25 protein-coding genes are annotated in these 26,527 nt (G+C 53.6%); 7 read left to right on the top strand and 18 right to left on the bottom strand.

From position 1 onward, the window contains the following. Positions 1-5: 5 nt before the first annotated feature. Positions 6-299, bottom strand: coding sequence for a co-chaperone GroES (gene groES, locus JR346_RS03145; RefSeq protein ID WP_204877143.1), 294 nt, complete (start codon positions 297-299; stop codon positions 6-8). A 181-nt stretch (positions 300-480) separates the two neighbouring features. Here groES and JR346_RS03140 point away from each other — a divergent pair, with 181 nt between their 5' ends. Together JR346_RS03140 and JR346_RS03135 are read left to right on the top strand one after the other, a co-directional pair. Further along, positions 481-1,857, top strand: a complete 1,377-nt coding sequence (locus JR346_RS03140) for a class I SAM-dependent methyltransferase (protein WP_205483147.1) — start codon at positions 481-483, stop codon at positions 1,855-1,857. A gap of 88 nt (positions 1,858-1,945) precedes the next feature. Beyond that, positions 1,946-3,082 (top strand): glutamate--cysteine ligase, encoded by a 1,137-nt coding sequence (locus JR346_RS03135; protein ID WP_205483145.1) that lies wholly within the window; start codon positions 1,946-1,948, stop codon positions 3,080-3,082. A 105-nt stretch (positions 3,083-3,187) separates the two neighbouring features. Here the strand turns inward: JR346_RS03135 and tsaD are convergent, their stop codons facing one another. The 5 genes from tsaD to alr are packed head-to-tail and all read right to left on the bottom strand — an operon-like array spanning position 3,188 to position 7,352. Beyond that, on the bottom strand, positions 3,188-4,285 hold the full coding sequence (tsaD, locus tag JR346_RS03130) for a tRNA (adenosine(37)-N6)-threonylcarbamoyltransferase complex transferase subunit TsaD (protein WP_205483143.1): 1,098 nt from the start codon (positions 4,283-4,285) through the stop codon (positions 3,188-3,190). Continuing rightward, positions 4,282-4,797, bottom strand: coding sequence for a ribosomal protein S18-alanine N-acetyltransferase (gene rimI, locus JR346_RS03125; RefSeq protein ID WP_205483137.1), 516 nt, complete (start codon positions 4,795-4,797; stop codon positions 4,282-4,284). The genes tsaD and rimI overlap by 4 nt, the downstream gene beginning before the upstream one ends. Continuing rightward, positions 4,794-5,483: a tRNA (adenosine(37)-N6)-threonylcarbamoyltransferase complex dimerization subunit type 1 TsaB gene (gene tsaB / locus JR346_RS03120; RefSeq protein WP_205483135.1), complete on the bottom strand. Its 690-nt coding sequence runs from the start codon at positions 5,481-5,483 to the stop codon at positions 4,794-4,796. Before tsaB ends, rimI begins: the two co-directional genes overlap by 4 nt. A 40-nt stretch (positions 5,484-5,523) precedes the next feature. Continuing rightward, positions 5,524-6,093, bottom strand: a complete 570-nt coding sequence (tsaE, locus tag JR346_RS03115; RefSeq protein ID WP_205483129.1) for a tRNA (adenosine(37)-N6)-threonylcarbamoyltransferase complex ATPase subunit type 1 TsaE — start codon at positions 6,091-6,093, stop codon at positions 5,524-5,526. Further along, positions 6,090-7,352, bottom strand: coding sequence for an alanine racemase (gene alr / locus JR346_RS03110; RefSeq protein WP_205483122.1), 1,263 nt, complete (start codon positions 7,350-7,352; stop codon positions 6,090-6,092). The genes tsaE and alr overlap by 4 nt, the downstream gene beginning before the upstream one ends. A gap of 99 nt (positions 7,353-7,451) precedes the next feature. On the opposite strand from alr, the gene JR346_RS03105 reads away from it, so the two are divergent. The 3 genes from JR346_RS03105 to JR346_RS03095 all read left to right on the top strand — a co-directional run bounded on the left by JR346_RS03105 (position 7,452) and on the right by JR346_RS03095 (position 11,117). After that, positions 7,452-8,657: a glycosyltransferase gene (locus tag JR346_RS03105; protein ID WP_240334001.1), complete on the top strand. Its 1,206-nt coding sequence runs from the start codon at positions 7,452-7,454 to the stop codon at positions 8,655-8,657. Positions 8,658-8,666: 9 nt separating this feature from the next. Next, a complete protein-coding gene (locus tag JR346_RS03100) occupies positions 8,667-9,452 on the top strand; it encodes a phosphatase (RefSeq protein ID WP_240333999.1) in 786 nt (261 codons plus the stop codon). Positions 9,453-9,638: 186 nt separating this feature from the next. Beyond that, a complete protein-coding gene (locus JR346_RS03095) occupies positions 9,639-11,117 on the top strand; it encodes a sugar transferase (protein ID WP_204877152.1) in 1,479 nt (492 codons plus the stop codon). Positions 11,118-11,226: 109 nt separating this feature from the next. On the opposite strand, the gene JR346_RS03090 is transcribed toward JR346_RS03095, so the two are convergent. The 3 genes from JR346_RS03090 to glmS all read right to left on the bottom strand — a co-directional run bounded on the left by JR346_RS03090 (position 11,227) and on the right by glmS (position 14,589). After that, entirely contained in the window at positions 11,227-12,150 is a 924-nt protein-coding gene (locus tag JR346_RS03090; protein ID WP_204877153.1) for an ADP/ATP-dependent (S)-NAD(P)H-hydrate dehydratase, read from the bottom strand. Positions 12,151-12,155: 5 nt separating this feature from the next. Then, a complete protein-coding gene (locus JR346_RS03085; RefSeq protein ID WP_204877226.1) occupies positions 12,156-12,569 on the bottom strand; it encodes a holo-ACP synthase in 414 nt (137 codons plus the stop codon). 136 nt (positions 12,570-12,705) lie between these two features. Then, positions 12,706-14,589: a glutamine--fructose-6-phosphate transaminase (isomerizing) gene (glmS, locus tag JR346_RS03080; protein ID WP_205483118.1), complete on the bottom strand. Its 1,884-nt coding sequence runs from the start codon at positions 14,587-14,589 to the stop codon at positions 12,706-12,708. Positions 14,590-14,721: 132 nt separating this feature from the next. Here glmS and coaA point away from each other — a divergent pair, with 132 nt between their 5' ends. Then, positions 14,722-15,675, top strand: coding sequence for a type I pantothenate kinase (coaA, locus tag JR346_RS03075; protein ID WP_205483117.1), 954 nt, complete (start codon positions 14,722-14,724; stop codon positions 15,673-15,675). 149 nt (positions 15,676-15,824) lie between these two features. Then, complete coding sequence (gene mscL, locus JR346_RS03070) at positions 15,825-16,211, top strand: large conductance mechanosensitive channel protein MscL (protein ID WP_204877156.1); 387 nt, start codon at positions 15,825-15,827, stop codon at positions 16,209-16,211. A 171-nt stretch (positions 16,212-16,382) separates the two neighbouring features. Here the strand turns inward: mscL and JR346_RS03065 are convergent, their stop codons facing one another. The 9 genes from JR346_RS03065 to JR346_RS03025 form a co-directional block, all read right to left on the bottom strand. Further along, positions 16,383-17,534: a mannitol-1-phosphate 5-dehydrogenase gene (locus JR346_RS03065; RefSeq protein ID WP_204877157.1), complete on the bottom strand. Its 1,152-nt coding sequence runs from the start codon at positions 17,532-17,534 to the stop codon at positions 16,383-16,385. Then, entirely contained in the window at positions 17,534-19,516 is a 1,983-nt protein-coding gene (locus JR346_RS03060) for a PTS mannitol transporter subunit IICBA (protein WP_205483115.1), read from the bottom strand. The genes JR346_RS03065 and JR346_RS03060 overlap by 1 nt, the downstream gene beginning before the upstream one ends. 272 nt (positions 19,517-19,788) lie before the next feature. Further along, on the bottom strand, positions 19,789-21,147 hold the full coding sequence (gene glmM / locus JR346_RS03055) for a phosphoglucosamine mutase (RefSeq protein WP_205483113.1): 1,359 nt from the start codon (positions 21,145-21,147) through the stop codon (positions 19,789-19,791). Between the two features lie 22 nt (positions 21,148-21,169). Then, on the bottom strand, positions 21,170-22,192 hold the full coding sequence (gene ppk2 / locus JR346_RS03050) for a polyphosphate kinase 2 (protein WP_205483111.1): 1,023 nt from the start codon (positions 22,190-22,192) through the stop codon (positions 21,170-21,172). Between the two features lie 201 nt (positions 22,193-22,393). Beyond that, positions 22,394-22,891, bottom strand: a complete 498-nt coding sequence (gene rpsI / locus JR346_RS03045) for a 30S ribosomal protein S9 (protein WP_204877161.1) — start codon at positions 22,889-22,891, stop codon at positions 22,394-22,396. A gap of 34 nt (positions 22,892-22,925) precedes the next feature. Then, a complete protein-coding gene (gene rplM / locus JR346_RS03040; protein WP_204877162.1) occupies positions 22,926-23,369 on the bottom strand; it encodes a 50S ribosomal protein L13 in 444 nt (147 codons plus the stop codon). A gap of 282 nt (positions 23,370-23,651) precedes the next feature. Continuing rightward, positions 23,652-24,578, bottom strand: a complete 927-nt coding sequence (gene truA, locus JR346_RS03035; RefSeq protein ID WP_204877163.1) for a tRNA pseudouridine(38-40) synthase TruA — start codon at positions 24,576-24,578, stop codon at positions 23,652-23,654. Positions 24,579-24,661: 83 nt separating this feature from the next. After that, the gene (gene rplQ, locus JR346_RS03030; protein ID WP_205483109.1) at positions 24,662-25,345 is read right to left on the bottom strand and encodes a 50S ribosomal protein L17; all 684 of its coding nucleotides are present in this window, start codon (positions 25,343-25,345) and stop codon (positions 24,662-24,664) included. 114 nt (positions 25,346-25,459) lie between these two features. After that, positions 25,460-26,455 (bottom strand): DNA-directed RNA polymerase subunit alpha, encoded by a 996-nt coding sequence (locus tag JR346_RS03025; RefSeq protein WP_204877165.1) that lies wholly within the window; start codon positions 26,453-26,455, stop codon positions 25,460-25,462. Between the last annotated feature and the right edge of the window lie 72 nt (positions 26,456-26,527).

Raw genomic sequence — 26,527 nt, 5'->3', positions numbered from 1 at the left:
AGGCTTTACTTGGTAACTACAGCCAGTACGTCACGTGCTGAGAGAATCAGGTACTCTTCAGCGCCGTACTTAACTTCGGTGCCACCGTACTTTGAGAAGATGACAACGTCGCCTTCTGCAACGTCAACGGGAATACGGTTGCCCTTATCGTCAACGCGACCGGGGCCAACAGCGATAACGGTTGCTTCCTGCGGCTTCTCTTTTGCGGTGTCGGGGATCACCAGACCTGAGGCAGTGGTCTGCTCAGCTTCTTTGATCTGAACAACAATGCGGTCTTCCAAAGGCTTAATGCTTGCCATGGGATTACTCCTTGGTGAAAATGTACGAACAGTTTGGGCACTGCCCACATCTGTATGCTCGATAGACCATGCCTGTCGTCGCGGTGCCAGAAACAGCCCATCATTAGCACTGTAGGCAGTCAAGTGCTAACTAAACTTTAGAACCGTCCACGCACCAGGGTCAAGACGGGAGCAGTTCTTTATGGCTGTGGGCATAACTGTATTCGCTACCCTGTACCGTACGATTATTGGTGTGAGCGCTTTACCCCATCATTTACCCATCATATCTGCCGATGCCATCGAACTATCAGGTGAGCACCAAGACCTCATAGCTTCTTTGGTGCCCTACAATGCCGATCAGACGTTGCACGCAGTAACCTCTCTACGAAAAGCTGGGATAGACGCCGAAACATCAGCTTTCCTGCTCTCTCAGGCAAAGCTACGCACTAAAGCTCAGGCAAAGTTTGGTGATTTAGCCCATCACTTACTCCTCACTGACGCCGGTTTAGAGCAGGCAACCAGAGCCGCCGTTGCCGCTGCTCACGCACGTCGTTTTGCTGAAGCCGGTATTGAATCGGTTGCCGATTTGGGCTGCGGCATAGGTGCTGATTCTCTTGCTTTCGCGCGTGAGGGCTTGGCGGTGACAGCTGTTGAGCTTGATGCCGAAACCGCAAAAATTACCGCCCACAACCTCAGCGGCTACCCCACAGCCCAGGTGATACAGGCTGATATCACAGCCCTCAATGTTGAATCACTGACTGATACCCAAGGACGCGCTGTTCAGGGGCTGTGGTTAGACCCGGCACGACGCGAGGTAGAGGGTGGAACCACTTCTAAACGAGTCTGGGATGCAGAAGCCTTTTCTCCCCCACTCTCCTTTGTTCGGCAACTAGCTGCCCGCGGTATACCCATGGGCGTCAAGATGGGACCGGGTATTCCACACGATCAGATTCCCGCAGAGTGCGAGGCTCAGTGGGTGACGCACGCAGGTTCACTGGTCGAAGTCATTCTTTGGTTCAACGCTCTTGCACGCCCCGAGGTAGGTCGCGCGGCAACGGCGCTCTCCGATAATCCGGTAACCCCGCGCGTCCTGGGTGAAATTATTGCCCACCACGATGAAGCACCTGCCGACGAGGTACCACTTGCACCGGTGGGCGATTTTATCTACGAACCAGATGCGGCGGTTATTCGCGCCGGTCTGGTGGCTCCACTAGCTAAAGCACTCGGCGCGCACCTCATCGACCCGAATATTGCCTACCTGACCACACATCACGAGGTGGAATCCCCTCTAGTTACCGGCTACCGGGTGCGAAGAACACTGCCCCTGCACGAAAAACACCTCAAAAAATGGGTCAAGGAAGAAGGCATCACCACCCTCACCATCAAAAAACGAGGGGTCGATATTGTGCCAGAAACCCTGCGCAGCAAACTTCTCGCCGGGGTCAAGAAAAAGAAAGGTGCAGTAAAAGCCGCAACCCTGATAGCCACCCGCATCGGCACCGGCAACAACTCACAGCGCTTTGCCCTCTACGTTGAGCCGCTACCATTTACTGCCGCACCGTCACACAAAGCAAAATAGCAGACCCTCAATGCCACGATTTTTTTCGTTCACCAGCACCAGTAAACTACGATGAAACCAGAGAACCCAACGTCAAAGGTGAATGTATATGATCCCCTTCTCTGATTCAGCCCAATCAACCATCGGTGTTGAGTGGGAACTTGCCCTGGTTGATCGTGAGACCCGCGAGTTGGCTTCTCGCGCCCAAGAGGTTTTTACCGCTCTTGAGCAGGACGCGCCGCACCTACTCAGCACAGACAGCGGGGCGCACATCACCGGTGAGTTTTTGGATAATACCGTAGAGCTGGTCACCGGAGTCTGCCGGACTGCCGAAGAAACAAAAGACCAACTACGTGCTGCCGCCGATGACCTCGAGAAAGTCTTAGAGCCACTGGATCTAGCCTATTTCTCTGCGGGTACCCATCCTTTCTCGCAGTGGAGCGAACAGCCTGTAGCCAATAAAGACCGCTACCAAAAAATTATCGAACGCACCCAGTACTGGGGGCGGCAGATGATCATCTACGGCGTACACGTACATGTAGGGGTGGATTCCCGCTCGAAAGTTCTGCCCGTTCTCAACGGGCTGAGCAACTACTACCCGCATCTTCTGGCGCTCTCCGCATCCTCACCCTATTGGGAGGGCACAGACACAGGGTTCGCATCGCACCGATCGCAGATGTTCCAGCAGCTACCCACCGCAGGCTTACCTTTCACTTTTGAGCGTTGGGAGGACTACGAGGCTTATATTGATGACCTCATTAAAACCGGCGTCATCGACGACCCCAGTGAAAACCGTTGGGATCTACGCCCGGTAGCCCACTTCGGAACCGTTGAAATGCGCGTATGCGATGGGCTTGCCTCCACCAACGATGTCGCCGCGATTACCGCTTTTACCCAGTGCCTAGCAGAGCATTTCTCGCGGGAAGTTGAAGCGGGGCGCTGCATCGAGCCCCTGCATCCGTGGCACATGCAAGAAAACAAATGGCGTGCTGCCCGCTACGGCACCGACGCTATCATCATCACCGACAATGATTGTTCAGAACCTCTGGTCACCGATCACCTCCGCGAAATCCTGAACGTCCTCGAACCCATCGCTGCTGATCTCGGGTGCTCAACGGAGCTTGCTGATATTGAACGCATCATCGATCAAGGCCCCGGCTACCAGCGTCAGCGTCGTGTAGCTGAGAAGAATCAGGGAGATCTACGAGCAGTAGTAGATGATCTCATCGCACTGGGACGTTCCTAGTTAGCGACCACATTAACATCATCAAAAAACACTGCATCAAAAAGTACCGCCTCCGTTCAACTATTGTACGAAGGCGGTACTTTTCTGCTGTGGGATTATCCCCCTCTACAGTTGCACGGTCGTGACCGGTAACGACGAATCAGCGGTGAAGTTCACACCGGACGGCGCCCGCCCCTCACCCACCAAGCGAGCGCCAAGTGCTGCAACCATCGCACCGTTATCGGTACACAGCGATAATTTGGGAATTACCAGTTGAATACCGTGCTCGGAGCATCGGGCGGCGGTGAGTTCACGCAAGCGGCTGTTAGCTGCTACACCTCCACCGAGAAGAAGGGTTTTAATGCCTTTCTCAGTACATGCCAGCATGGCTTTGCGAGTAATCACATCAACCACGGCTTCTTGGAAGGACGCGGCAATATCGGCAACAGGCACTTCTTCACCGCGAGCCTCAAAGCCTTCAACGACGCGGGCAACAGCGGTTTTTAGACCGGAGAAGGAAAAGTCATAGCGGTGTGGCCCTGGTTCTTCGGCCGTGCCCATATACTTGCGGGCAGTGAGTCCGCGCGGAAAAGCAAAGGCTTTTGAATCGCCCTCACGCGCAGCCCAGTCAATGGCTGGACCACCGGGATAGTTGAGCCCCAGCAGACGCGCCACCTTATCGTAGGCTTCACCGGCAGCGTCATCAAGGGTTGCGCCCAGCAATTCAACGTCAGCGGTAATATCGCGAACCGCAAGAATCTCGGTATGCCCACCAGATACCAGCAGCGCGCCGAGCCCTTCAGCCGGTAGCTGATCCATAAAATCAGCGGAGAACCCTTCAATTCCGCAGTCCTCCAGTAGCCCTACGCCAACGTGTGCCACCAGGTGGTTAATGCCGTAGAGGGGTTTACCAGTTGCCACCGCCAGCGCTTTAGCTGCAGATACTCCCACCATGAGCGCACCTGCCAGCCCCGGACCGGCGGTTACAGCGATGGCGTCCATATCTTCGAGGGTAACATCAGCTTCGTCCAACGCCTTTTGCAAAGCTGGAATCATCGCATCCAGATGGGCGCGGGATGCGATCTCAGGGATTACCCCGCCAAAGCGTACGTGCTCTTCCATAGAGGACGAGACGGTATTAGTGAGCAAGGTGCGTCCACGCACGATTCCGATGCCTGTTTCATCGCAGGAGGATTCAATGCCGAGGATCAGTGGCTGAGTCACCGTGGGGTCTCCTTGGAGTTAGTGGGGTCGGTCAGGGACGCTTGCATGATGAGCGCGTCTACCCCGTCGTTGTAGTAGCGGGGGCGGGTGTGGATATGGCTGTAACCGTTACGTGTGTAGAGGTCTTGGGCGCGAGGATTGTCAGCGCGCACCTCAAGCAAGATTGTTTGTGCCCCTCTGGCAGCAGCTTCACGGTGGAGGTAGTCGAGCAAGGCTCTACCTATCCCCTTGCCTTCGTGTTGCGGGGCAACAGCGATGGTTTGCACATCGGCGGTATCGGCTACGCTCATCACACCGGCGTACCCGATGATGCTGGTAGGGCGCACAGCGGTATCTTCGACAACAAGATAGCTACGGGTTTCGTGCTGGATTTCTGCCAGGAACATATCAATGGGCCAGGCGTCTGCGGGAAACAGGTACCTTTCTAAGGTGTGAACCTGCTCAAGATCGTGGAGCGTCATTCGGCGAAAGCTCACAGGTCCCAGCGGCTGAGGAAGCTCAGCGACACTCATGCGCGGGTTGCTTTCTTGCGGGCAGCAGGCACTTTAGCATCCGATTCGCGCAGATACAGTGCGGCGGTATCGGTAGAAAGATTTTTGATACCCAAACGGGCTGCAGCATGAACAAGATCGCGGGAGTTGGCGTGCAACCGTTCGTACCCTTCGACGGTCTGAAGTTGCTCGGAGTAAAGCCCCGCACCAAATCCGTAGGCTGGTAGCGCCGGAGCCTCCGCGGCAGATCCCACGGAAGGCCCCTCCACCAGTTCATATGACCCGTCGCCGAGAGCAAAAATCGCGCTGTAGATTTCCCGACGACGCGCGTCCGCAGCGACCATGAACGTGTGGGCGGATTGGGCGGCGGCATGTTCCCAGGTGTTTTCGGCTATGGAGTAAAGACTCATGAGACCGTACACCGGTACGTTCCAAGTGAACCCAAGGGTTCTGGCGGTGACGATGCCAACTCTCAGACCGGTAAACGGACCGGGACCGGTACCGGTCAGCACGGCATCAAGTTCTGAACCGGTGATCCCGGCTTCATTCAGTACTTCACGCACAAACTGCGCCATGACTTCGGCGTGCGAGCGCGTGTCAGCTGTCTCGCGGTGGGCGAGAATAGTCGCGGACGCGCCTGCGCAAGGTTCAAGGCGGGCAAGGGTCACAGAGGCTGTTGCTGAAGAATCAATTGCTAAAAGGAGCACTCCCCCATAGTAGCGGTGCTAGCGGTGCCCGGGCTAGTTGCTAGTGAACGGTGGCTTTTACTGCCTGTACCAGTACGTCCCATGTGACGCCTTCCCACCGGGTACCGGTGGCGCTGATTCTCAGTTGGCGGGCTTCTGCTGGTTCTTCCTCGTCGAGGTCGGCAAAAGCATCCGGTGAACTCACATCGGTGAGATCCCCGGTGGGTCGGGTGAGTTCGAGATTGAGGTAGCTATCGCTGAGGTGCTCGACTTTGCCCTGCCCCCATTCAACGACGGTGACAGAAGTATCTTGGGAGTATTCTAGGTCAAGATCGTCGATTTCGTCGGGGCTGGTGAGACGGTAGGCGTCTACGTGCACGAGGTCAGGGCCGCCGGGACGTTTGCCGTCGGGCAGGTTGGGGTGGACGCGGGAGAGAACAAAGGTGGGTGAGATAACTCCTTCGCGCACGCCCAGACCTTCGCCTAGGCTGCGGGTGAAGGTGGTTTTGCCAGCGCCCAATTCACCGGTGAGAATCAGTAGGTCGCCAGCGACCAATAGATCAGCCAAAGCGTGGGCGACGCGGGCGGTGTGTTGCGGATCTGTAATGTCAAGATTAAGGACTGCGGTCATGAGTTGCTCTTTCTCTTGCTCTCGGGTGTTTTAGCTGAAGAATCTGTGGTGTAGTACCTGGCGACACGGGGCGAAATGCGGGTAATGATTTCGTAGTTAATGGTGGATGCTGCCTGTGCCCACTGCTCCACGGGCGGGTTATCGCCCTCGCCAAAGAGTACAGTGCGTGCGCCCAAGTAGCCGTGTTTAGGGTCGGTCAGACCGGGTTGTCCCAGGTCTACCACTATCTGGTCCATAGCGATGCGCCCGACCACCGGGTAGGTACGTGCGAGGGCACCGCCACCAGGGTAGATACGTACCGGCGCTCCGGTAGCGATGCGAGGCACCCCATCGGCATACCCTACAGGAATCAGCGCAAGCGTCGTTGCCTTCTCAGTCATGTAGCGCAGTCCGTAGGAAACCCCCTGACCGGCAGGCACCTCTTTCACAGTGCTCACGCGGGTTTCAAAAGTCATCACCGGGCGCAACCCTAGATCTTTTGATGTTTTATCAGCCAGTGGGGAAAGCCCGTACAGCCCCAATCCCACCCGCACAGCATTACCTAGCATCTGCGCTGACTCAACCTTATCGTGCGCCGTCAATGTGCCCGGAGTGTTTGCCGCGTGAATAAGCTCGGGGGTTAGCCCTGCGTCCTTCGCTTGCTGCACTAGTTGTTCAAAAGCTGCAAGCTGCGCATCCGTTTCAGGACGCGCAGGCTCGTCTGCCACGGCAAGGTGGGTAAAAATACCTTCGACGCTGATATAACCGGCTCGTTCAAAGGCAGCAGCTCGTTGCACCAGTTCTGGCCACTGTTCCAGGGTTGCGCCGTTGCGCCCCAGCCCTGTGTCCACCTTCAGATGGACGCGAGCGCGAAGACCTGTTCGTGACGCGGTGTAGGCAATAGCGTCCAGGTCCCAGCCCGATGCGCCCAAAATGATGTTCTGGCGTAGTGCCTCTCCAAAGTCGGTAGCGGGAGTGTGCAACCACGCCATAAGGGGTGCCTCTATACCTGCGTTTCGAAGAGCACAAGCCTCAGCGATATGCACGACTCCTAAGATATCGGCACCTGCTGCCAAGGCAGCCCGCCCCACCGGCACTGCCCCGTGACCGTAGGCATCCGCTTTCACCACAGCAATCAGAGTGCGGTTTCTCCCGATGAGTTCGCGAAGGCGCTTTACATTGTGGGTCAGTGCATCAAGGTTGATGTTCACCCACCGTTCAGGGCCCTGCCTTAAAGCAGCAATAACCTCGGGCAGAAATTCCGGTGTACTGGTTGCCACGACTTTCTCCTTTCAATGTATCGGCTATATTCTCTCACCTTCACGTCCTCTTTTTTCACGAAAGACAGCTCCTCAGCAGCTGTTGGTAAAGTAGGGAGGGTGATTTCAAGAAACCTGCATCTGATATCGATGCACACCTCCCCACTGTCACAGCCCGGTGACGGTGACGCCGGGGGTATGAATGTTTATATAGCGAGCTCTATGAAAGCGGTGCTCGCCCGCTACAGCGAACTAACTCTTGAAGTCTTTACGCTTGACACCGCCAAAGACTCCCCCGGTTACCGCCGAATTGACGACGGTCCACGATGCACCGTCCACGTTCTCTCACTTGATCAGGCGAGGGGCGCCCGCAAAGAAGAGTTGCCCGCGTACATCGCAGCTTTCGCGGCTGAAATTAAGGCACGTGCTTTAGCTCCCGCTGACGTAGTTCACTCCCACTATTGGCTTTCAGGTATGGCGGTACGTCAGTACGCCCCAGATGTTCCGTGGATACACACCATGCACACCACCGCCGCCGTTAAAAATGCCCACGCAGGTGCAGGCGAACCCCTAGAATCTCAAGAACGCTTCAACGGTGAACAACGTATTATCAACGATTGCTCGGCCCTAGTCGTCAATACCCCCCTAGAAGCCCAGCAGATGGTTGAGCACTACGGGGCTGCCCACCAGAAGTTGCACGTTATCCGTCCGGGAGTCGATACCGATATTTTCTACCCCGAGCCTAAGACCAACCACTCGCCCACGCAGGCGCAGCTGCTTTTTGCAGGCAGACCCCAACCCCTCAAAGGTCCGCACATCATTATTGAGGCGCTCGCCCTTTTACCTGAGTCTCTAGCCGTTACCCTCACTATGGTGGGCAAATCACACAGTAACTATGAACAACAACTCATTGACCGTGCCCATCAACTCGGTATCGAAAATCAGGTAACCGTTCTGCCCGCAATGGTCGCCAGCGACTTAGCACAGACCATGCGTCAAGCTGACATCGTGCTTTGCCCCTCGTCCTCTGAAACCTTTGGTTTGGTAGCCCTCGAAGCGCAGGCAACGGGCACCCCCGTTATCGCCACCGACGTTGACGGTCTTACAGACGCCGTCAAAGATGAAGAAACCGGGGTATTAGTTGCCGATCGCAGCCCAGCAGCCTGGGCACAAGCTATTGAACAGCTGGTTCAAGACCCCAAGAAGCGTCAAAGACTCGGACGTGCCGGCGCCAATCGTAGCGTCAGCATGAGTTGGTCAGCAGCAGCTGATAAAACGGTAAAACTGTACAATGACCTTCTCACTTCACGCCCCCTTAACGACTAAGGATTCTGTATGAAATCCCCAGCCCCCTTCACTATGACAGAGCAAGAATTTGCTGACTACCTCAACGCATCGCGCATCACTGGCGAAGTAGCGACCTCCCGTGAAGTCAATATCGCCCATATGCACGGTTTCGTCAACGGCAATGAGCACCTTGAGTTTGGGGTAAAGCTCAAACGCGAATGGGATTTCAATGCGGTTTTTGAGCTCATGGCGCAGCGTGTAGGTACTAGCGCTGACCGCAACCACACCGAGGGTCAAGATACTATCAGCGCTGAAAAATGCATCGAGGCGCTCAAAGAGTACAGCCGCATTTTCGGTGAAGCTGTGAAAGCGCGCAAAAAAATTCTTTTCGCCACCGGTCATCCCGCAGGTCTCTTCCCCATCTACTTTGAGCTAGCCCGTGCCGCGCAGGCAGCAGGTGCGCGCGTCCTTGAGATTCAAGAAGGCGACCTCTTCTTGGATGGAGATATCCGCCAAATTTTGGGGGTCGTAATGTTTGAGCAATACGGCAACCTGCAGCACACGCACTTCCCCGGTCCCATGCAGCTAGCATTAGACCAGCTTGCTCAACGCGATGAGATGCCAGATCTCATTGTCGCTGACCACGGTATGGCAGGTTATGCGGCATCTCGCGGTATCAACACTCTCGGTATCGCAGACTGCAACGATCCCGGTTTGTTTATCTCAGCTGAGCAGGGAGATATTTTAGTGGCGGTGCCCATGGACGATAATGTCACCCCTCATCTTTACTCACCGGTAACATCGTTTATTCTCACCCAGGCAGGTCTGTTCTAGACTCTTAAATTCTAGGGAAAGCCCAGATTACAGGCGGTATTTTCTTTGATAGGTAAAGCAAATAAGAGATGGAGATAACCGTCAGGAATTGTCACAAAATCTCTTTTTACCTATAGACTTTGCATAACGGGTATCACTTGGGGAAATATTGATACTCACTTAGACGTTTAAACGGGGGTAACCCACATGCTCAACGGTGTTGATTTAGAAGAACGCTGGTCAGGTACTCGCATCAGAAAATCTTGGCACCCAAAAATTTTAGCGGTTCTCTACACCATCGATGCGATTGCTATCATTGCGACCCTTATTTTTGCTCACCTGGCGAGTTTCGGACTCAAGGACGCTTTGGTTCTCGGTCGTGTTGATATCAGCTGGAACTATTTTGTGGTTGGTCCGGTTATTGGTCTGTTCTGGTTCGTCGCCCTGCAGATTTCGGGTTCACGCAACGTACGCCACCTGGGCCAGGGCAACGACGAATACCGTCTGGTTACCAAGGCAACCACCTACTTTTTCTGCCTCATTGCAATCTTCTCGTATCTAACGCAAATTGACTTTGCGCGTTCCTACATCATCATTGCTTACCCGCTGGGTCTGCTGTTGCTGTTAGGTGCCCGCTGGTCACTGCGGCGCTGGCTAGTATCGTTCCGTCTGCGCGGACGCGCGCTTACCCGCGTCATGATTATCTCCGACGCCTCCAGCGGTGAACACCTCTACACGACGTTGAAGGGCGCTCAGCAGTCAGGTCTGAGTCCGGCCGCTTTCTACTTCTCCGGTAGCGCACCGGGAGCTGATATCGAGAAGGATCACGACCTGCCGATTTTGGGGTACTCCCACGAGGCATCAGATATTATTGCCGCTGCCCGTGAGGCGAACATTCACGCTGTTGCTCTTGGCTCCGGTCATGGTTTGACCCCGCAGGAACTGCGTCGTTTGGGATGGGAACTCGCCGCCTGGCATATTTCTTTGATTCTGGCACCGGCAATGACGGACATTGCCGGTCCGCGCATCAATACTCAGCCGCTAAATGGTGTTCCGCTCATTCACGTCTCTACCCCCCGTATGGAGGGGTTCCCCGGTTTCCTCAAGCGAACCATCGATATTTTGGCATCGGGTTTTGGTCTAATTCTGCTTTCGCCTCTCCTTCTGGTTATTGCCCTTCTGGTCAAAAAAGACGGCGGTCCCATCTTCTTCTTCCAAGAGCGTGTGGGTTACCGAGGCGGTAGCTTCCATATGGTTAAGTTCCGTTCCATGGTGACCAACGCTGAGGAGCTGAAGAAGGATCTCATGGCACAGAACGAGGGCAACGGCGTCCTCTTCAAGATGGCAAATGACCCCCGCATCACCCCCATCGGACGTTTTATCCGCAAATACTCCATTGATGAACTACCCCAGCTGTGGAACGTATTCATTGGTGATATGTCGCTGGTAGGGCCCCGTCCTCCTCTGCTGAGCGAGGTAGAGCAGTATGAAGAAGACGCTTACCGCCGTCTGCTCGTCAAGCCCGGCATTACAGGTCTGTGGCAGGTATCGGGTCGTTCCGACCTTTCGTGGGAAGAATCGATTCGTCTGGATCTTTACTATGTCGAGAACTGGTCGGTCATCGGTGACTTCATTATTCTCTTCCGTACCTTCAGAGCAGTCTTTGCTAAAGACGGTGCTTATTAAAACCACGTGTTGGATGGCAATATAAAGCTACGATGGTGAGTACACACAATATGTACTCACCATCGTAGTTTTTATACTATTTGATTAGATTTTTAGGCATTACTGGCTCTTAGAGGCGGTTGCCCCGTTCCCGGTGTATTTCAGCGATGACCGCGGTTACGGCATGAGCAACGGCGGACGCGCGGGTCGGTCCGTACCCCTGATGCAGGCTCAAAGCGGCGCGGGTATGAATGGAGCAGGCGAGGGCAGCCAAGTGAGCGTAGAGGCTATCATCTTTCTTGAGTTTTTCGGGATAGTTGGCTACTGCCTGCGCCAGTACACCACCGAGGATTCCGGCCAATACATCTCCGCTTCCGGCACTGGCAAGATAGTGGGCGGCGCTTTCGTGGGTTATGGTATGTCCCTCTGGGCTAGAAATGACGTTGCGAGCACCTTTAAGCAGCACCGTCGCGCCAGAAAGACGGGCAGCGAGCTCCGCCCAGTGCTGTGGATTCTCTTCGATGTTTTCTCGGGTAGGTGGGGCGCTCTCCCCTAGCAAGAGGTGAGGTGCCAGCGCCTGTATCCAGGTGAGAAAGTCTGCTAGTTCTCCTGAGTGGGGCGTCAAAATGGTGTGAGCACCCAAAATACCGCCATCTGCAACCCGCTGGGCGGCAGGAGTGAGGGCTGCGGCGTCCACCACCATCGGAGTATCGAGTGCAAGAACTGCCTGTATTTGCTGTGCCCGGTACTCACCGGTGGCGCCAGAGCCAATCACCCAGCTTTGTACGTGTGCCTCTGTGACGTCAGCAGTGAAGCACACGACTTCAGGATGTTGCAGAGTTACCAGAGTACTCACGGCTCCCGTCGCTGCAAATCGCACCATTCCCACGCCGGTGTTGAGTGCCCCCGCAGTACTCAGAAGAGCAACCCCAGGGTACTGGTCGCTACCGGTTACCAACCCGCAGACGCCTCGGGTATACTTATGATCGGTAGCAGTGGGAATGGGCAGTAGATCATCAAACGAGCGTATTGGCTCAGCGCGAAATTCCGTCATGGTCTTTAGATCACCAGCCCCAAGGGAGCTGCGTCAAGGGCTGCCAGTAGTGCCAGCTCTTCCTGGCTCAGGTGTTCCGCAACTACCGATGCGATAGCAACAGGATCATCATGGGTCATGGTGAGGTGCCAGCGGTTAATACCTAAGGACGCAGCTGCTTGGGCAACGGTACCCTCCACCATAATATGAGGCGCTCCATCAGCTGTATTTTCAACCCAGCAGTGCTGCCACACCATACCAGCAGGTGCTTTAAGCGCTTTGGCAACAGCTTCTTTGGCGGCAAAACGGGCAGCAAGGGAGCGCACCGTCTTTTCGCGTTCATGGGGCACAAACAGTCGCTCCACCATAGCAGGATTTTTTTCTATAATCTGCGCGAAGCGGTCAATATTGACCACATCAATGCCGGTAGCAATAATCATCTTCACCCGAGTATTTCTTTTAAAGTCTTCCAGTTCAAAATTCTACGGCGAACCTCTCCTGACATAAAAACACCGCCCCACCCGGTACAGGTGAGACGGTGCCATACTGTGGTTAAAAACCGGTTATACCGCTGTCTTATTCGACGGTAACTGACTTTGCCAGATTACGAGGCTGATCGACGTCGTAGCCCTTTGCCGCAGCAAGTGCGCAAGCAAAAATCTGCAAAGGTACAGTCGCCAGCAGGGGCTGCAACAGAGTGGGCGAAGCAGGAATAGCGATCAGGTGATCTGAGTAAGCCTTAACCGCTTCATCACCCTCTTCGGCAATCACAATGGTTACAGCGCCGCGAGCGCGTACTTCTTGGATGTTTGAAACAACCTTGGAATGTAGGGAGTCGCGACCGTTCGGCGAGGGCACCACAATGAATACGGGCTGCCCCTCTTCAATCAGAGCAATCGGTCCGTGCTTGAGCTCGCCAGCTGCGAATCCCTCAGCGTGGATGTAAGCGATTTCTTTGAGCTTCAGAGCGCCTTCGAGAGCCACGGGGTAGCCAACGTGACGACCCAAGAAGAGCACCGAACCGGCGTCCTTCATAGAGACACCGAGGTCTTTGACCTGCTGTTCGTTATCGATTAGCTGCTGAATTTTCTCGGGCATCTCCTGTAGGTCTGAGAGAATTTTCTTCAACTCGTCCTTGAACATGTTGCCGCGCAGCTGGGCAAGGTAAAGACCGAGCAGATATGCAGCAGTAATCTGTGAAAGGAATGCCTTAGTAGAAGCAACTGCAATCTCAGGACCTGCGTGAGTGTAAATGACAGCGTCAGATTCACGGGGCAGGGTTGAACCGTTGGTGTTGCAAATGGAGACAACCTTAGCCCCCTGTTCCTGTGCGTGACGCACAGCCATGAGGGTATCCATGGTTTCACCGGACTGTGAGAGTGATACAACCAGGGTCTTCTCGTTCACGATGGGATCACGGTACCGGAACTCATGAGCGAGCTCCACCTCGGTGGGGATGCGGCACCAGTGCTCAATGGCGTAGCGGGCAACCTGACCCGCGTAAGCTGCGGTACCACACGCTACAACAATAATCTTGTCGATTGAGCGCAGGATGGCATCGTCAATCTTTAACTCGTCCAGAGTAAGGTTGCCGTTTTCGTCCATGCGACCCATCAGGGTGTCGCGCACAGCAGCAGGCTGCTCGTGGATTTCCTTCTCCATGAAGGAGTCGAAGCCGCCCTTTTCAGCTGCGGTTGCGTCCCACTCGATGTGGAAAGGCTTGCCGTCGGTGGGATTGCCCTCAAAATCGATGATATCGTAGCCTTCACCTGTGATGGTCACGATCTGGTCCTGACCCATCTCGACTGCATTCTTGGTGTAGTCGATAAACCCTGAAACGTCTGAGCCTAGGAAGTACTCGTTCTCGCCCACACCAATCACTAGCGGTGAGTTGCGACGAGTTGCTACTACGCGGTTGGGGTGATCCTGGTGAATAGCCAAGATAGTGAAAGCACCTTCAAGGCGGTTCGAAGCCAGGCGGATAGCCTCGGTGAGGTCTTTCGACTCCAGTGAATTGTAGATGCTAGCGATCAGGTTAGCCGCAACTTCAGTATCAGTCTCTGAAAGGAACTCAACGCCCTGTTCGAGCAGTTCTGCGCGTAATTCAGCAAAGTTCTCGATGATGCCGTTGTGTACTACAGCCAGTTTGCCGTTATCAACAACATGAGGGTGCGCGTTGGCGTCGGTGGGACCACCGTGAGTTGCCCAGCGTGTGTGCCCGATACCGATTGATGACTCAGACAGGGGGGTTTCTGCTACAGACTCAGCGAGGTTAACTAACTTGCCTGCTTTTTTACGGAACTCAATACCGTTATCGCCAATAACAGCTACACCGGCTGAGTCGTAACCGCGATATTCCTGACGGCGAAGACCCTCAAGAAGTACGTCATAAGCGGTATGGTCAAATTTCTTATTGTCCGGGGTAGTACCCAGAGCTACATATCCTACGATTCCACACATAAGCTCAAGTTTACCCCACGCAACACATAAAAGGCTGTTTTGGGTCTGTGCCTTTGCATACCAAAGTAGGTGCTGTTTGACGTTATCCTCGCAAAAATGCGTGAGCCCCGCTAACTCTCTAGAATAGTTCTAATGACGTCCTCTTCAGTTTTCGCTAAGCACTCCCCTTTCACCGAACTAGACCGCGCCACTTGGTCACGGTTGGCTCGCGAAATTTCGGTGCCACTGGCTGAGGAGGAAATTCTCAATCTTCGAGGGTTCGGTGAAATTCTCAACGTTGAAGAGGTTCAAGAGGTCTATCTTCCGCTGTCACGTCTACTAAATTTGTACGTCAACGCCGCAAGCTCCGTGAACCACATGACCAACGATTTTTTGGGTGTTTCTCAACGCCGCGTCCCTTTTATCATTGGGGTGGCAGGTTCTGTGGCAGTGGGAAAATCAACGACTGCCCGTATTTTGCAGGCGCTTCTGCGTCGGTGGCCCTCTACACCCAATGTGCAACTGATTACCACTGACGGTTTTCTTTACCCCAACGCAGAATTGCAACGCCGCGGTATCATGCACCGCAAAGGTTTCCCTGAATCATATGATCGACGCTCCTTATTGAGGTTTGTTTCTGAGGTAAAGTCGGGAGCTCCGTTAGTAGAAGCGCCCAAATATTCTCACCTTTATTACGACATTATTCCTGACGAAAAAATACAAGTAACCTCCCCTGACGTGCTCATTATTGAAGGGCTCAATGTCCTGGCTCCGCCCAAGAGCGAACCTGGCAAACCGGCACTATCTATTAGTGACTTTTTTGATTTTTCTATTTATGTGGACGCGCGTACCACCGATCTTGAGCGATGGTACGTTAACCGTTTTCTCTCGCTTCAGCAATCAGCTTTTCAAAACCCAGATTCATATTTCAAGGTTTATGCCGATTTGACGGAGGAGCAGGCACGCGAGCGCGCCACCCACATCTGGAAAACTATTAATGAACCCAACCTCATAGAGAACGTTCTGCCCACCAGAGGCAGGGCGAAGCTCATTATCACCAAGTCAAGTGATCATTCAGCGCGCAAGGTTCTTTTGCGTAAAAACTAGGGGTTGGTCAAGCAACGTACCGTTTGCCCAGGGGCGGCGCTGCGATATGTACAGTTCAGAACGCATGGTACCCAAGCGTATGCAATATCACCCACAAAAGGGCGAGAATTATTTTCGTTTGCAACTGTATTCGGCTTATTCTTTATCTCATGCTTCAAGGATTTAAAGAATTTATTACCCGCGGCAACGTTATCGATCTCGCGGTTGGTCTCATTGTCGGCGGCGCTTTTACTACCGTTGTGAACGCTCTCGTTGAGAACGTTCTGATGCCCGCTATTGCAATGGTTTTCAACGAACCTAACTTCGATAACTGGCTTGCTTTTGGCGACATTAAAATTGGTGTTCTGCTCACCGCAGTTGTTAACTTCCTCATGGTTGCCGCTGCTCTCTACTTCTGTATCGTTCTGCCCGTCAATAAGGTGAATGAGCGTCGCGCGGCTAAACTGGCTGTTGAAGAAGAGGTTGAGGAAGAAAATCCTCAGGTAGCTCTGCTGAAGGAAATCCGCGACTCACTCGTTACTCGTAAGCAGATCTAATCATCTAACTGGTTTTATACAATCACTCTTATAAAGGGCTGGTTGTCTCTATACTGAGACAACCAGCCCTTTTCTTTTAATACGAAGCTGGAAAATGCAAAGACGCCCACTTCTTTCTCGAGAAAGTGGGCGTCTATGGTGTGATGCGTACACCTAACGGTTGGGTATCGCTTAGACCTTAGCAGCTATAACAGCAACGAGGTCTGTGAAGAGCGGGTGCTGTGTATCTAGACCGGTGAGTTCCTCTGTCAGCGCTTCAGCGGTAATAGTACCGGCTGAGAGTTCTGAGAGCTTACGCTGGAGTTCCTGAGACTCTTCGTCATCGACAACGTTAAAGTCCAGCAACGCCGATATAGTGGCGAGAAGAGCATCGGTGGGACGTCCCAGCTCGGCAAGGTCTGCTGCCGGACCGGTAAAACGCTCATACCGAGAAATCTTACGCAACGGTCCGCGTCCTACGCGCTCAACGGTGTCGGGCAGGTGCGGGTTTTCAAATCGAGCAATGATTTTTTCGATGTAAGCCTGTTGCACGTCGGGCTCAAAACCGAACCTGCGAACAATCAGATCCTTGGTTTCGGCAAGAGTTGCCTCCACCTTCGCGCGGATCTCAGCGTTTTCCAAAACATCAGAAATTTTTGAGATACCAGCTGCGCGACCAAAGTAGGCCGCGGTTGCGTGACCGGTGTTCACGGTGAAGAGCTTGCGCGTGATGTAGGGCGCAAGGTCATCTACCCAGGTAGCTCCGGGAATCTCAGGAGGAGTACCGTTGAAAGGCGCGGACTCAATAGCCCACTCGTAGTAGTTCTCAACTGTAACATCCAGACCGTCACCGGGATCCTGTGCCGGAACAATGCGATCCACTGCTGTGTTAGCAAAAGTCGCAACCGAATCAGCAGCCGGGTAGTGCTCGCGCACAGCAGCAGCCAACATATCGGTGGCATTAATGGCATTCTCACACGCCATCACCGCGACCTTACCTTCGGTTCCTGCAGCGGCGCGTAGCTCAAGACCTTCAGCAATATTCTTCGCAACAAACTTGAGAATTTTTGGGCCCACAGCGGTGGTCACGACATCAGCGGTTGCAATTTCCTGAGCCAGAACCTCAGGGGTTTCAGCGGAGTTAATCCCCCGAAAACCGGTGATTTCAAGATCTCGGGGAGTATGTCCCACCTCATGAACTGTGTAGGACTCCAACGAGTTGAGCTTGTCAATAACGGGGGCAGCAACATCTGAGAAAACAAGCTCGTACCCAGCCTCGTGCAGCAAAACGCCCACAAAACCGCGTCCGATGTTTCCTGCACCGAAATGTACAGCTTTCTTCATTAGTCATTGACCTTTCCGAAAATCTCCAGCACGTCCTCGGCGGTTTGTGCCTGCTCCAGCTGAGCTACAGAGTCCTTAGACGAGAAGATTTTTGCAATCTTCTGCAGCAGTTCAAGGTGCTCGCCGTCAGCCCCTGCAATACCGATAACGAATTTGACGGGTTTACCGTTCCAGTCAATAGGCTCTGTATAACGAGTGAATGACATAGCCGAGTCGTAGATTGCGCTCTTTGCTTCGTTAGTGCCGTGGGGAATAGCCAGACCATTACCCATGAAAGTAGAAACAGAGGCTTCGCGCTCGTGCATTGCAGCAATGTAGGACTGGTCAACGGAACCGGTGTCAACAAGTAGAGCACCTGCTTGATCGATCGCCTGGTCACGTGAAGATGCAACCCCGTCCATTACGATGGATCGCTTGGAGAGCACCTGGGACGCACCCTGGACGGCAGGCACAGCACCAGCCTTGTTTGCTACCACGTTGGGGCTGGATTTAGGCGCATCTGAGTACTGCTCTTTGAGCATCTCAACAATTTCATCATAGCGAGGTGAACCCATGAAGTTATCAACAGCAACGTGAACGGCGGAGGGGGTAGGAGCAGCTGCACGGTCTGCTAGATCCTGGTGTGAAACCAGCAGATCAAATTCATCCTTGAGGTTATTGATGGCAGAGTTAACAACGGTGACTTTATCGCCCAGACCCGCGTCCTTGATCTTGTTGCGCAGTACCGAAGCGCCCATCGCTGAGGATCCCATACCCGCGTCGCACGCAAAAACAATCTTCTCGATTTTCTTATTACCAGCGTCAGCAGTGGTGAAAGCACCAGCAACAGATGATTTCTTGCCCTTCATCGACTGCATTTTCTCAGCAGCAGCAGCCAAGTCGTCTTCGCCCTGCTTAGAGAACTTAAGAATTGCTGAAGCAACGAGGAATGAAACAGCGGTAGCAGCAAAAACGCCCAGGTAAATTTTCAGCAGGTCGCCGGGAGCAGCCACAGCGGTAATTGCGATGATTGATCCAGGAGCTGAGGCTGATGTGAGACCTACGCCCAATGCCAAGAAGGTGAAAGTACCTGCCATACCACCGGCAACGGCAGCCGCAATCAGCTGGGGACGCATCAAAACGTAGGGGAAGTAAATTTCGTGGATACCGCCGAAGAAGTGGATTAGAGCCGCACCTGAGGATGAAGCCTTTGCAGCGCCGCGACCAAATACCATGTAGGCAAGGAGGATGCCCAGACCGGGGCCGGGGTTAGCTTCCAGCAGGTAAAGAATTGACTTACCCTGCTCCAGTGCCTGCTCGGTGCCCAAAGGAGTGATGATGCCGTGGTTAATAGCGTTGTTGAGGAAGAGCACCTTCGCAGGCTCAATCAAGAGCGCAGTCAAAGGCAACAGACCTGTTGAGACCAGCCAGTCAACGGCGGCACCAGCGCCCGCTGAGATACCCTTCATGACGGGGGTCAGCAGGAACATCGAGGCAATAGCAGCAATTGCAGCGAAGATACCGGCAGAGAAGTTATTGACCAGCATTTCAAAGCCGGGCTTAATCTTACCGTCCCACAGACCGTCGAGCTTCTTCATGCACCATGCAGCCAGCGGCCCCATGATCATAGCGCCAAGGAACATGGGTGAGCCACCTTCTTCGCCTACAAAGAGCTCCGAAGAAGTACCCAAGATAACGCCCATAGTTGCGGTTGCGCCTACAACGCCACCACGGTGTTCGTACACCAATTTACCGCCGGTGTAAGCGATCAAAATGGGCAACAGGTAGGTAACCATGGGGCCAACCATGGTGGCGACCATTGCGCTGAAGTCAGTGAGAGCGGGAATGTATTTGGGTACGAGACCGGCAGGAATAAAGAGAGCGGTGATAATACCCCAGGCAATGAGCGCACCAATGTTGGGCATAATCATTGATGAGAGGAAGGTTCCAAAGCGCTGCACACGCACGCGCATGCTGGGCTTGGCAGGAGTTGTCGTAGACATGAATCCCTCAAAAGAAAAGAAAAAGTGAATGGAAAGTCAGAGCAAGCGGACAGCAAAACCTGTCTAGACAGCATTGCTCATCGTGTAACTAAGGTACACCTCAACACTCAAAAAAAGAAATATAGCACTCGTATAATAGAAGAAAAGTTTTAACACTTTTCCCTCAAGAAGCTCTCTATATCTTCTACTGTCAGAAAGAAAAGCACACAAAAGCGCGCCCCACCCCATGACAGGTTAGAGCGCGCTGACGTGTGAGCAGTTATTGAAAATCTTTACAGAGCCAGTTCTTTAGCAACAACATCCGCTAGTCGTTGTGCGTAGGAACCAGCCTCATCTTGGCTCGCAGCTTCGACCATGACGCGCACCAAAGGTTCGGTACCCGATGGGCGCAGCAACACGCGTCCGGTCTCCCCCAGCTCAGTCTCTACAGCCTTAATTTCAGCCTGCAGAGCATCAGAGGTTGAGACACCAGCGCGGTTGACGCCCTTGACGTTAATGAGCTTCTGCGGAGTAGCCTGCATACGGTTAGCCAGCTCAGAAAGAGGCAGACCAGTACGGACGATTTCAGCAGCTAGATGCAGACCGGTCAAAACGCCGTCGCCGGTAGTTGCGTAGTCACTCATGATGACGTGACCCGACTGTTCACCGCCCAAGTTGTAACCGGTATCGCGCATAGCTTCCAGCACGTAGCGGTCGCCCACAGCAGTGCGCTCTAGCCTAATGCCCTGTTCCTTGAGGTAAAGCTCAAGCCCCAGTGACGACATAACGGTAGCTACTAGGGTGTCATCCTTTAGCTTGCCCGCTTCTTTCATCGCAACCGCCAAAATAGACATGATTTGATCACCGTCTACCAGGTTGCCCTGTTCATCAACTGCCATACAACGGTCCGCGTCGCCGTCGTGAGCGATACCAAAATCAGCCTGAATAAAACGAACGGCTTCTTGCAACAATTCAGGGTGGGTGGATCCCACTCCATCGTTGATATTAGTGCCGTTGGGTTCTGCGCCGATAACGTGAACCTTAGCGCCCAGGGCGCGGAAAGCATCGGGTGAAACACCTGAGGCAGCACCATTAGCACAGTCAAGCACAACGGTCAGACCAGAAAGGCCACGGTGATCCGGCATGGTTGAAATCAAGTGGGTAACGTAACGGTCTTCGCCGTCAGCCAGCACCTGGATTCGTCCCACGTCTCCGTGTGTGGGAAAGCGGAACTCTTCGGCACGATATAGGCGCTCGATCTCGTCTTCGATAGCATCATCAAGTTTCTTACCGCCACGGGCAAGGAACTTAATACCGTTATCTTCAGCAGGGTTGTGCGACGCTGAAATCATGACGCCAAAATCAGCCTCAGTCGAGGCGACTAGGTAGGCGGCGGCGGGGGTCGGTACCAACCCGGCATCCAAAACATCAATACCGGAACTCGCGAAGCCAGCCATCATTGCAGCGCCAATGAACTCACCGCTGATACGTGAATCATGTGCAATAACGGCTTTAGGACGCGTACCCTCAGCTGCCTGCGAATGACCAAGTACTACCGAAGCTGCCTGTGCCAGCTTCAAAGCCAACTCAGCAGTAATTTTCTCGTTTGCTAGACCGCGTACACCGTCGGTCCCAAATAATCTCTGTGCCATCACGTTCTATTCTACGTTGTCTTTAGCTTCTGTCATCTTTTAGCACGGGGAACCCTTCCGGGTTTTCTCTCTCATCATCCTCAAAAGTTTCAGATGCGGATCCCACAATGAGAGGGTCGGTGGTGCCCACAACAGAATGGTCTTTATTGGGGTAGTCGAACTGGCTCAACACGTGACGCATAGCTTCCAGACGGGCGCGTTTCTTGTCATTTGATTTCACCACAGTCCACGGAGCATCCCCGGTATTAGTGTAGAAGAACATTGCCTCTTTGGCTTCTGTGTAGTCGTCCCACTTATCCAAGGAAGCGAGGTCAGTGGGAGAGAGTTTCCACTGACGTACCGGGTCAGTACGGCGGGCGTTAAAACGCGCCAGTTGTTCTGCGCGCGTCACCGAGAACCAGAATTTAATAAGCTTGACGCCCGAATTCACTAACATCCGCTCCAAATCGGGGACCTCTCGCATGAACTCATAGTACTGCTGAGAAGTACAGTAGCCCATGACTCGCTCCACACCCGCACGGTTGTACCAAGAACGATCCATCATCACGATTTCACCGCCGGAAGGCAGATGAGCGATATAACGCTGGAAGTACCACTGTGTCTGCTCCACTTCGGTAGGCTTCTCCAGTGCCACTACGCGAGAACCACGGGGGTTGAGGTGCTCAGTGAAACGTTTGATTGCGCCCCCCTTACCGGCAGCATCGCGTCCCTCAAAGATAATGAGCACTTTCTGACCAGTTTCTTTAACCCACAGTTGCAGTTTCAAAAGCTCAATTTGCAGGGCACGCTTGGTTTTTTCGTACTCCTTACGGCTCATCTTCGTATCGTAGGGGTACCCCTTCTTCCAAGCATCAGAGGTATCATCTTCGCCCATGAGACGGTGAGTCAGCGATGCAATTTCATCAAGTTCAGCCGCGTAGTCTTCCACTACTGAACGTCGACGCACCTCTTTCTTCAAGGCGTCCTTGATAGCTGCTTTCTCAGTCTCTGTGGGGCTGGCGGCGTCAGGAGTCGTTACTTCTGCGGACTTGTTCTGAGAAGTCATGAAAGAGAGACCTCCTTGTCTCGTGGGGCGAATAAACATCTTAGCTATATTGTAAGCCGGTCGCTGTATCTAGTCGTGGCTATTACGCACCGCAGACCGCAGCTGAAGTAAGAACCTTAAAAGCCCGAAGGCTCCTCCCAACGAATCTGGGAAGAGCCTTCGAAAAAGTTCTGCGGTTGAAAAGCAACCGGTAAAGCGTAATTAACGCTTTGAGAACTGTGAAGCCTTACGTGCCTTCTTAAGGCCAGCCTTCTTACGTTCGATGACGCGTGCGTCACGGGTAAGGAAGCCTGCCTTCTTCAGGGTCGGGCGGTTGTTCTCGGTATCGATTTCGTTCAGTGCGCGTGAAACGCCCAGACGCAGTGCGCCTGCCTGACCTGAAGGACCGCCACCTGAAATGCGAGCAATTACATCGTAAGCGCCTTCAAGCTCAAGAAGCTTGAAAGGATCGTTTACTTCCTGCTGGTGCAGCTTATTGGGGAAGTAGTTTTCCAGGGTGCGACCATTAACGGTCCACTGACCTGAGCCTGGGATAACGCGCACGCGTGCGACTGCTTCTTTACGGCGACCTACTGCCTGACCTGAAACGGTAAGGGCAGGACGGTTAGCCTTGGCTGCCTCTGCTACAGGAGCTGAGGATTCTGAGGTGTAGCTGGTCAGCTCTTCCTCGTTGACAATCTGCTCTTCGTTCTGAGCCACGATTTCTCCTTAAAGTTGTCTTCGTAGGCCCGAATTACTGGGCGACCTGGGTAAATTCGTAGGTCTTGGGCTGCTGTGCAGCGTGCGGGTGCTCTGCACCTGCGTAGACCTTGAGGTTCTTCAGCTGCTGTGCTGCAAGCTTGTTCTTGGGGAGCATACCCTTGACAGCCTTTTCAACTGCACGGGTGGGGTTTGATTCCAAGAGCTCTGCATAGTTCACTGACTTCAGACCACCGGGGTAACCTGAGTGACGGTATGCACGCTTCTGCTCGAGCTTAGCGCCGGTCAGTGCAACCTTTTCAGCGTTGATGATGATAACTGAGTCACCGGTATCAACGTGAGGTGCAAAAGTGGGCTTGTGCTTGCCGCGCAAAAGAATAGCGGTCTGGCTTGCAAGACGACCCAGAACAACGTCAGTAGCGTCAATAACGTGCCACTGGCGCTCTACTTCGCCGGGTTTTGGAGTGTAAGTGCGCAAAATTTCGCCTTTGTCTCGTATGTTCATGTAGGCGCTAGTTGGGTATCGCGCCTCTTACCACGTGCGATAGCAGGTACTGGGTGAGGACCAGAAACAACTGCTCGTTCGCAACTCCTGGGCGCCTAAAGAAAGTGTCGTCCTGCAACTGGACTGTTCTTTGGCACACGTGAATCAGGAGGGAACACGCACAACGTATGAAACTATACCCTAGTGTTCACACTAAATCTACGTATTTTTAGGGATTAAGAGCACTTAAAGCCCTTAAATCCCACTGATGTGATTTTAAATCTCTCGTACGGCGCGCGTAAGTTCTGCCTGAGCTCCAAAAAGCTCCAGTTCCGGGTAATAGATCTCAGCGAGACTCAACCCGCAAGCAGGCGCTAGCTTGACCCGCGCGTCCCGAGCAGGGGCCTTCATCTTATGCTCGATCCATTCCAAACTGCGTTCCCCCGCGCCCACCAGAACCAAAGATCCCACCAGCGAACGCACCATATTGTGGCAGAAAGCATCAGCCTCAATACGGGTTTCAATCACGTGATCATTACGACGGATAAAGGTGAAATCACGAAGCTCGCGGATTGTTGTTGCACCTACTCTAGGCTTACAGAAAGAAAGAAAGTCATTGAGCCCTAATACTCTTTGAGCTCCCTCGTTCATCACTTCTACGTCGAGTAGCGTTTCAACCTGCCACATGGAGTGTCGATCGGTTGGTACCGCTACCCCTAACGCATCATCAGCAATAAGGTACTGGTAGCGCCTGCCCAATGCTGAAAAGCGAGCATCAAAGTCTGCGCTGACTTCACTAACTGCGTGGATTGCGATGCTCCCCTGCATGAGACCTTTGAGTTGAACAGGCACATGAAGCTCCTGCTCCGCATCAGCAAGTATTCGGCTGAGCGCTCCGCGCAGGCGGGGCTCCAAGGCTTGAGCTGGCAGCCTATTGCTGCGTCCGGGAACTTTCTCCCACAGGTGCCGAGGTATATCGCAGTGAACTGTCTGGGCAGACGCGTGTACCCCCGCATCAGTACGGCCGGCAACAGTCACCTGCACCGGCTCACGAAGAATCAGCGCGAGAGCCTCCTCAAGACATCCCTGAATCGTCACCCTACCGGGCTGTTTAGCCCACCCAGAAAAGGGTGCTCCATCGTAGGCAAGATCGATTCTGATACGTTGGTGTTGGGCTCCCCCAGCATGATGGAAGCTTTCCATGAACTTCTCCTGTAAGAAATAAAAAAACTCCGCCACTCACTAGTGTGAGTGGCGGAGTTCTCAAGGCTATGACCTGACGCTAATTACTCAGAGATAGTCTGAGCTGCTGCGCCACCTGCAGGTGCGTAGCCAGCTGCTTCAGCTGATTCCTTGGTGTCGAACCAAATCTCAGCCTGGGTGTTTGCGTACCAGCGTGAGCCAGGTACGTGGTACTTCATGGAGTCAGAGTTACCCTTGATAGCGAAGCCCTCGGGAGCTTTACCGGTTTCGGTTGCACCGTGTGCACCTGCGGGCAGGTCTGATGTAGTAGCCTCAGCAGCAGGTGCTTCAGCAACGGGCGCTTCTTCAGCTACGGGAGCTGATGCTGCTGCAACCTGGGTTGCTTCAGCAACTGCACCCTTTGAAGCTACGGGCTCCATGACCAGTTCGATAACTGCCATAGGAGCGTTATCGCCCTTACGGTTACCGATCTTGGTGATGCGGGTGTAACCACCGGGACGCTCTGCCATTGCAGGAGCGATAACGGTGAATAGTTCGTGTACAACTGACTTGTCGGTCAGTGAACGCAGAACGCGACGGCGTGCCGCCAGGTCACCTTTCTTAGCAAAGGTAATGAGGCGCTCAGCAACGGGGCGCATACGCTTTGCCTTGGTAACGGTGGTGGTGATGCGCTTGTGCTCGAACAGCTGCTGTGACAGGTTGTTGAGCATCAAACGCTCGTGGGTCGGGCTACCGCCGAGGCGGGGACCCTTAGTGGGAGTAGGCATAGTTTATTCTCCAAAGGTTACGTTCTTTGATTTTTTACTCTCAAAAATCAAGGAACCTAAGTTTTGACGTTGAAGCATTCATGAGTCACTCGATGAATGCAGACCGTTTAAGTCTTAGAACTCGTTACCGTAACCGTCTTCATCGTATGCACGTGAAGCGAGGTCGAAACCGGGAGGTGAATCCTTGAGAGCCAGACCGAGCTCGGTGAGCTTTGCCTTGACCTCGTCGATGGACTTAGCACCAAAGTTACGGATATCCATGAGATCTGCTTCTGAGCGAGTTACGAGTTCACCCACGGTGTGGATGCCTTCACGCTTGAGGCAGTTGTAGGAACGTACAGACATTTCAAGGTCTTCAATGGGAAGAGCAAGGTCAGCAGCCATTGATTCGTCAGCAGGTGACGGACCAACTTCAATACCTTCAGCTGCGGTATTGAGTTCGCGTGCAAGACCGAAGAGCTCTACCAGGGTGCTACCTGCTGATGCAACTGCGTCGCGAGGAGCAATAGCTTCCTTGGTTTCAACGTCTAGAGTCAGACGATCAAAGTCAGTGCGCTGCTCAACACGGGTCGCTGAGACGCGGAAGGTGACCTTCAAGACGGGTGAGTAGATGGAGTCAACCGGAATACGACCGATCTCGTTGTCACCTGACTTGTTCTGAGCTGCAGATACGTAGCCGCGTCCACGTTCGATGGTCAGTTCAGCGTCAAAGCTAGCATTAGCGTTGAGGGTTGCGATGTGAAGTTCCGGGTTGTGAATCTCTACACCGGCGGGTACCTCGATGTCTGCTGCGGTGAGTTCACCGGAACCCTGCTTGCGCAGGTATGCAGTCACGGGCTCGTCGTTTTCAGATGATACTGAGAGCTTCTTGATGTTCAAGATGATCTCGGTAACGTCTTCAGTGACGCCTTCAACGGTGCTGAATTCGTGCAGCACGCCCTCGATGCGGACGCTGGTTACAGCGGCACCGGGGATTGATGAAAGCAGGGTACGACGAAGTGAGTTACCCAAGGTGTAGCCGAAACCGGGCTCCAGGGGCTCGATGGTGAAGCGTGAGCGGTTTTCCGCAACAACTTCTTCACTCAGAGTGGGGCGCTGTGCAATTAGCACTGTGTTTCCTTTCAGTGAGCATCCGCTATATGAGCTCACAGGTAACGGGAAAACAAGGGATAAGGAAGCAGA

The organism is Rothia sp. ZJ932, assembly GCF_016924835.1.
Taxonomy (GTDB): domain Bacteria; phylum Actinomycetota; class Actinomycetes; order Actinomycetales; family Micrococcaceae; genus Rothia.
Note: the sequence above shows the minus strand (reverse complement) of the source record. Positions and strands in the feature narration are given on the sequence as shown.

Excerpts from the sequence above, each read along its gene's own strand:
- groES (WP_204877143.1), bottom strand. The coding sequence starts at position 299 with ATGGCAAGCATTAAGCCTTTGGAAGACCGCATTGTTGTTCAGATCAAA.
- JR346_RS03140 (WP_205483147.1), top strand. The coding sequence starts at position 481 with ATGGCTGTGGGCATAACTGTATTCGCTACCCTGTACCGTACGATTATT.
- JR346_RS03135 (WP_205483145.1), top strand. The coding sequence starts at position 1,946 with ATGATCCCCTTCTCTGATTCAGCCCAATCAACCATCGGTGTTGAGTGG.
- rimI (WP_205483137.1), bottom strand. The coding sequence starts at position 4,797 with ATGAGTGTCGCTGAGCTTCCTCAGCCGCTGGGACCTGTGAGCTTTCGC.
- tsaE (WP_205483129.1), bottom strand. The coding sequence starts at position 6,093 with ATGACCGCAGTCCTTAATCTTGACATTACAGATCCGCAACACACCGCC.
- JR346_RS03100 (WP_240333999.1), top strand. The coding sequence starts at position 8,667 with ATGAAATCCCCAGCCCCCTTCACTATGACAGAGCAAGAATTTGCTGAC.
- JR346_RS03095 (WP_204877152.1), top strand. The coding sequence starts at position 9,639 with ATGCTCAACGGTGTTGATTTAGAAGAACGCTGGTCAGGTACTCGCATC.
- JR346_RS03090 (WP_204877153.1), bottom strand. The coding sequence starts at position 12,150 with ATGACGGAATTTCGCGCTGAGCCAATACGCTCGTTTGATGATCTACTG.
- JR346_RS03085 (WP_204877226.1), bottom strand. The coding sequence starts at position 12,569 with ATGATTATTGCTACCGGCATTGATGTGGTCAATATTGACCGCTTCGCG.
- glmS (WP_205483118.1), bottom strand. The coding sequence starts at position 14,589 with ATGTGTGGAATCGTAGGATATGTAGCTCTGGGTACTACCCCGGACAAT.
- coaA (WP_205483117.1), top strand. The coding sequence starts at position 14,722 with ATGACGTCCTCTTCAGTTTTCGCTAAGCACTCCCCTTTCACCGAACTA.
- mscL (WP_204877156.1), top strand. The coding sequence starts at position 15,825 with ATGCTTCAAGGATTTAAAGAATTTATTACCCGCGGCAACGTTATCGAT.
- JR346_RS03065 (WP_204877157.1), bottom strand. The coding sequence starts at position 17,534 with ATGAAGAAAGCTGTACATTTCGGTGCAGGAAACATCGGACGCGGTTTT.
- JR346_RS03060 (WP_205483115.1), bottom strand. The coding sequence starts at position 19,516 with ATGTCTACGACAACTCCTGCCAAGCCCAGCATGCGCGTGCGTGTGCAG.
- glmM (WP_205483113.1), bottom strand. The coding sequence starts at position 21,147 with ATGGCACAGAGATTATTTGGGACCGACGGTGTACGCGGTCTAGCAAAC.
- ppk2 (WP_205483111.1), bottom strand. The coding sequence starts at position 22,192 with ATGACTTCTCAGAACAAGTCCGCAGAAGTAACGACTCCTGACGCCGCC.
- truA (WP_204877163.1), bottom strand. The coding sequence starts at position 24,578 with ATGGAAAGCTTCCATCATGCTGGGGGAGCCCAACACCAACGTATCAGA.
- rplQ (WP_205483109.1), bottom strand. The coding sequence starts at position 25,345 with ATGCCTACTCCCACTAAGGGTCCCCGCCTCGGCGGTAGCCCGACCCAC.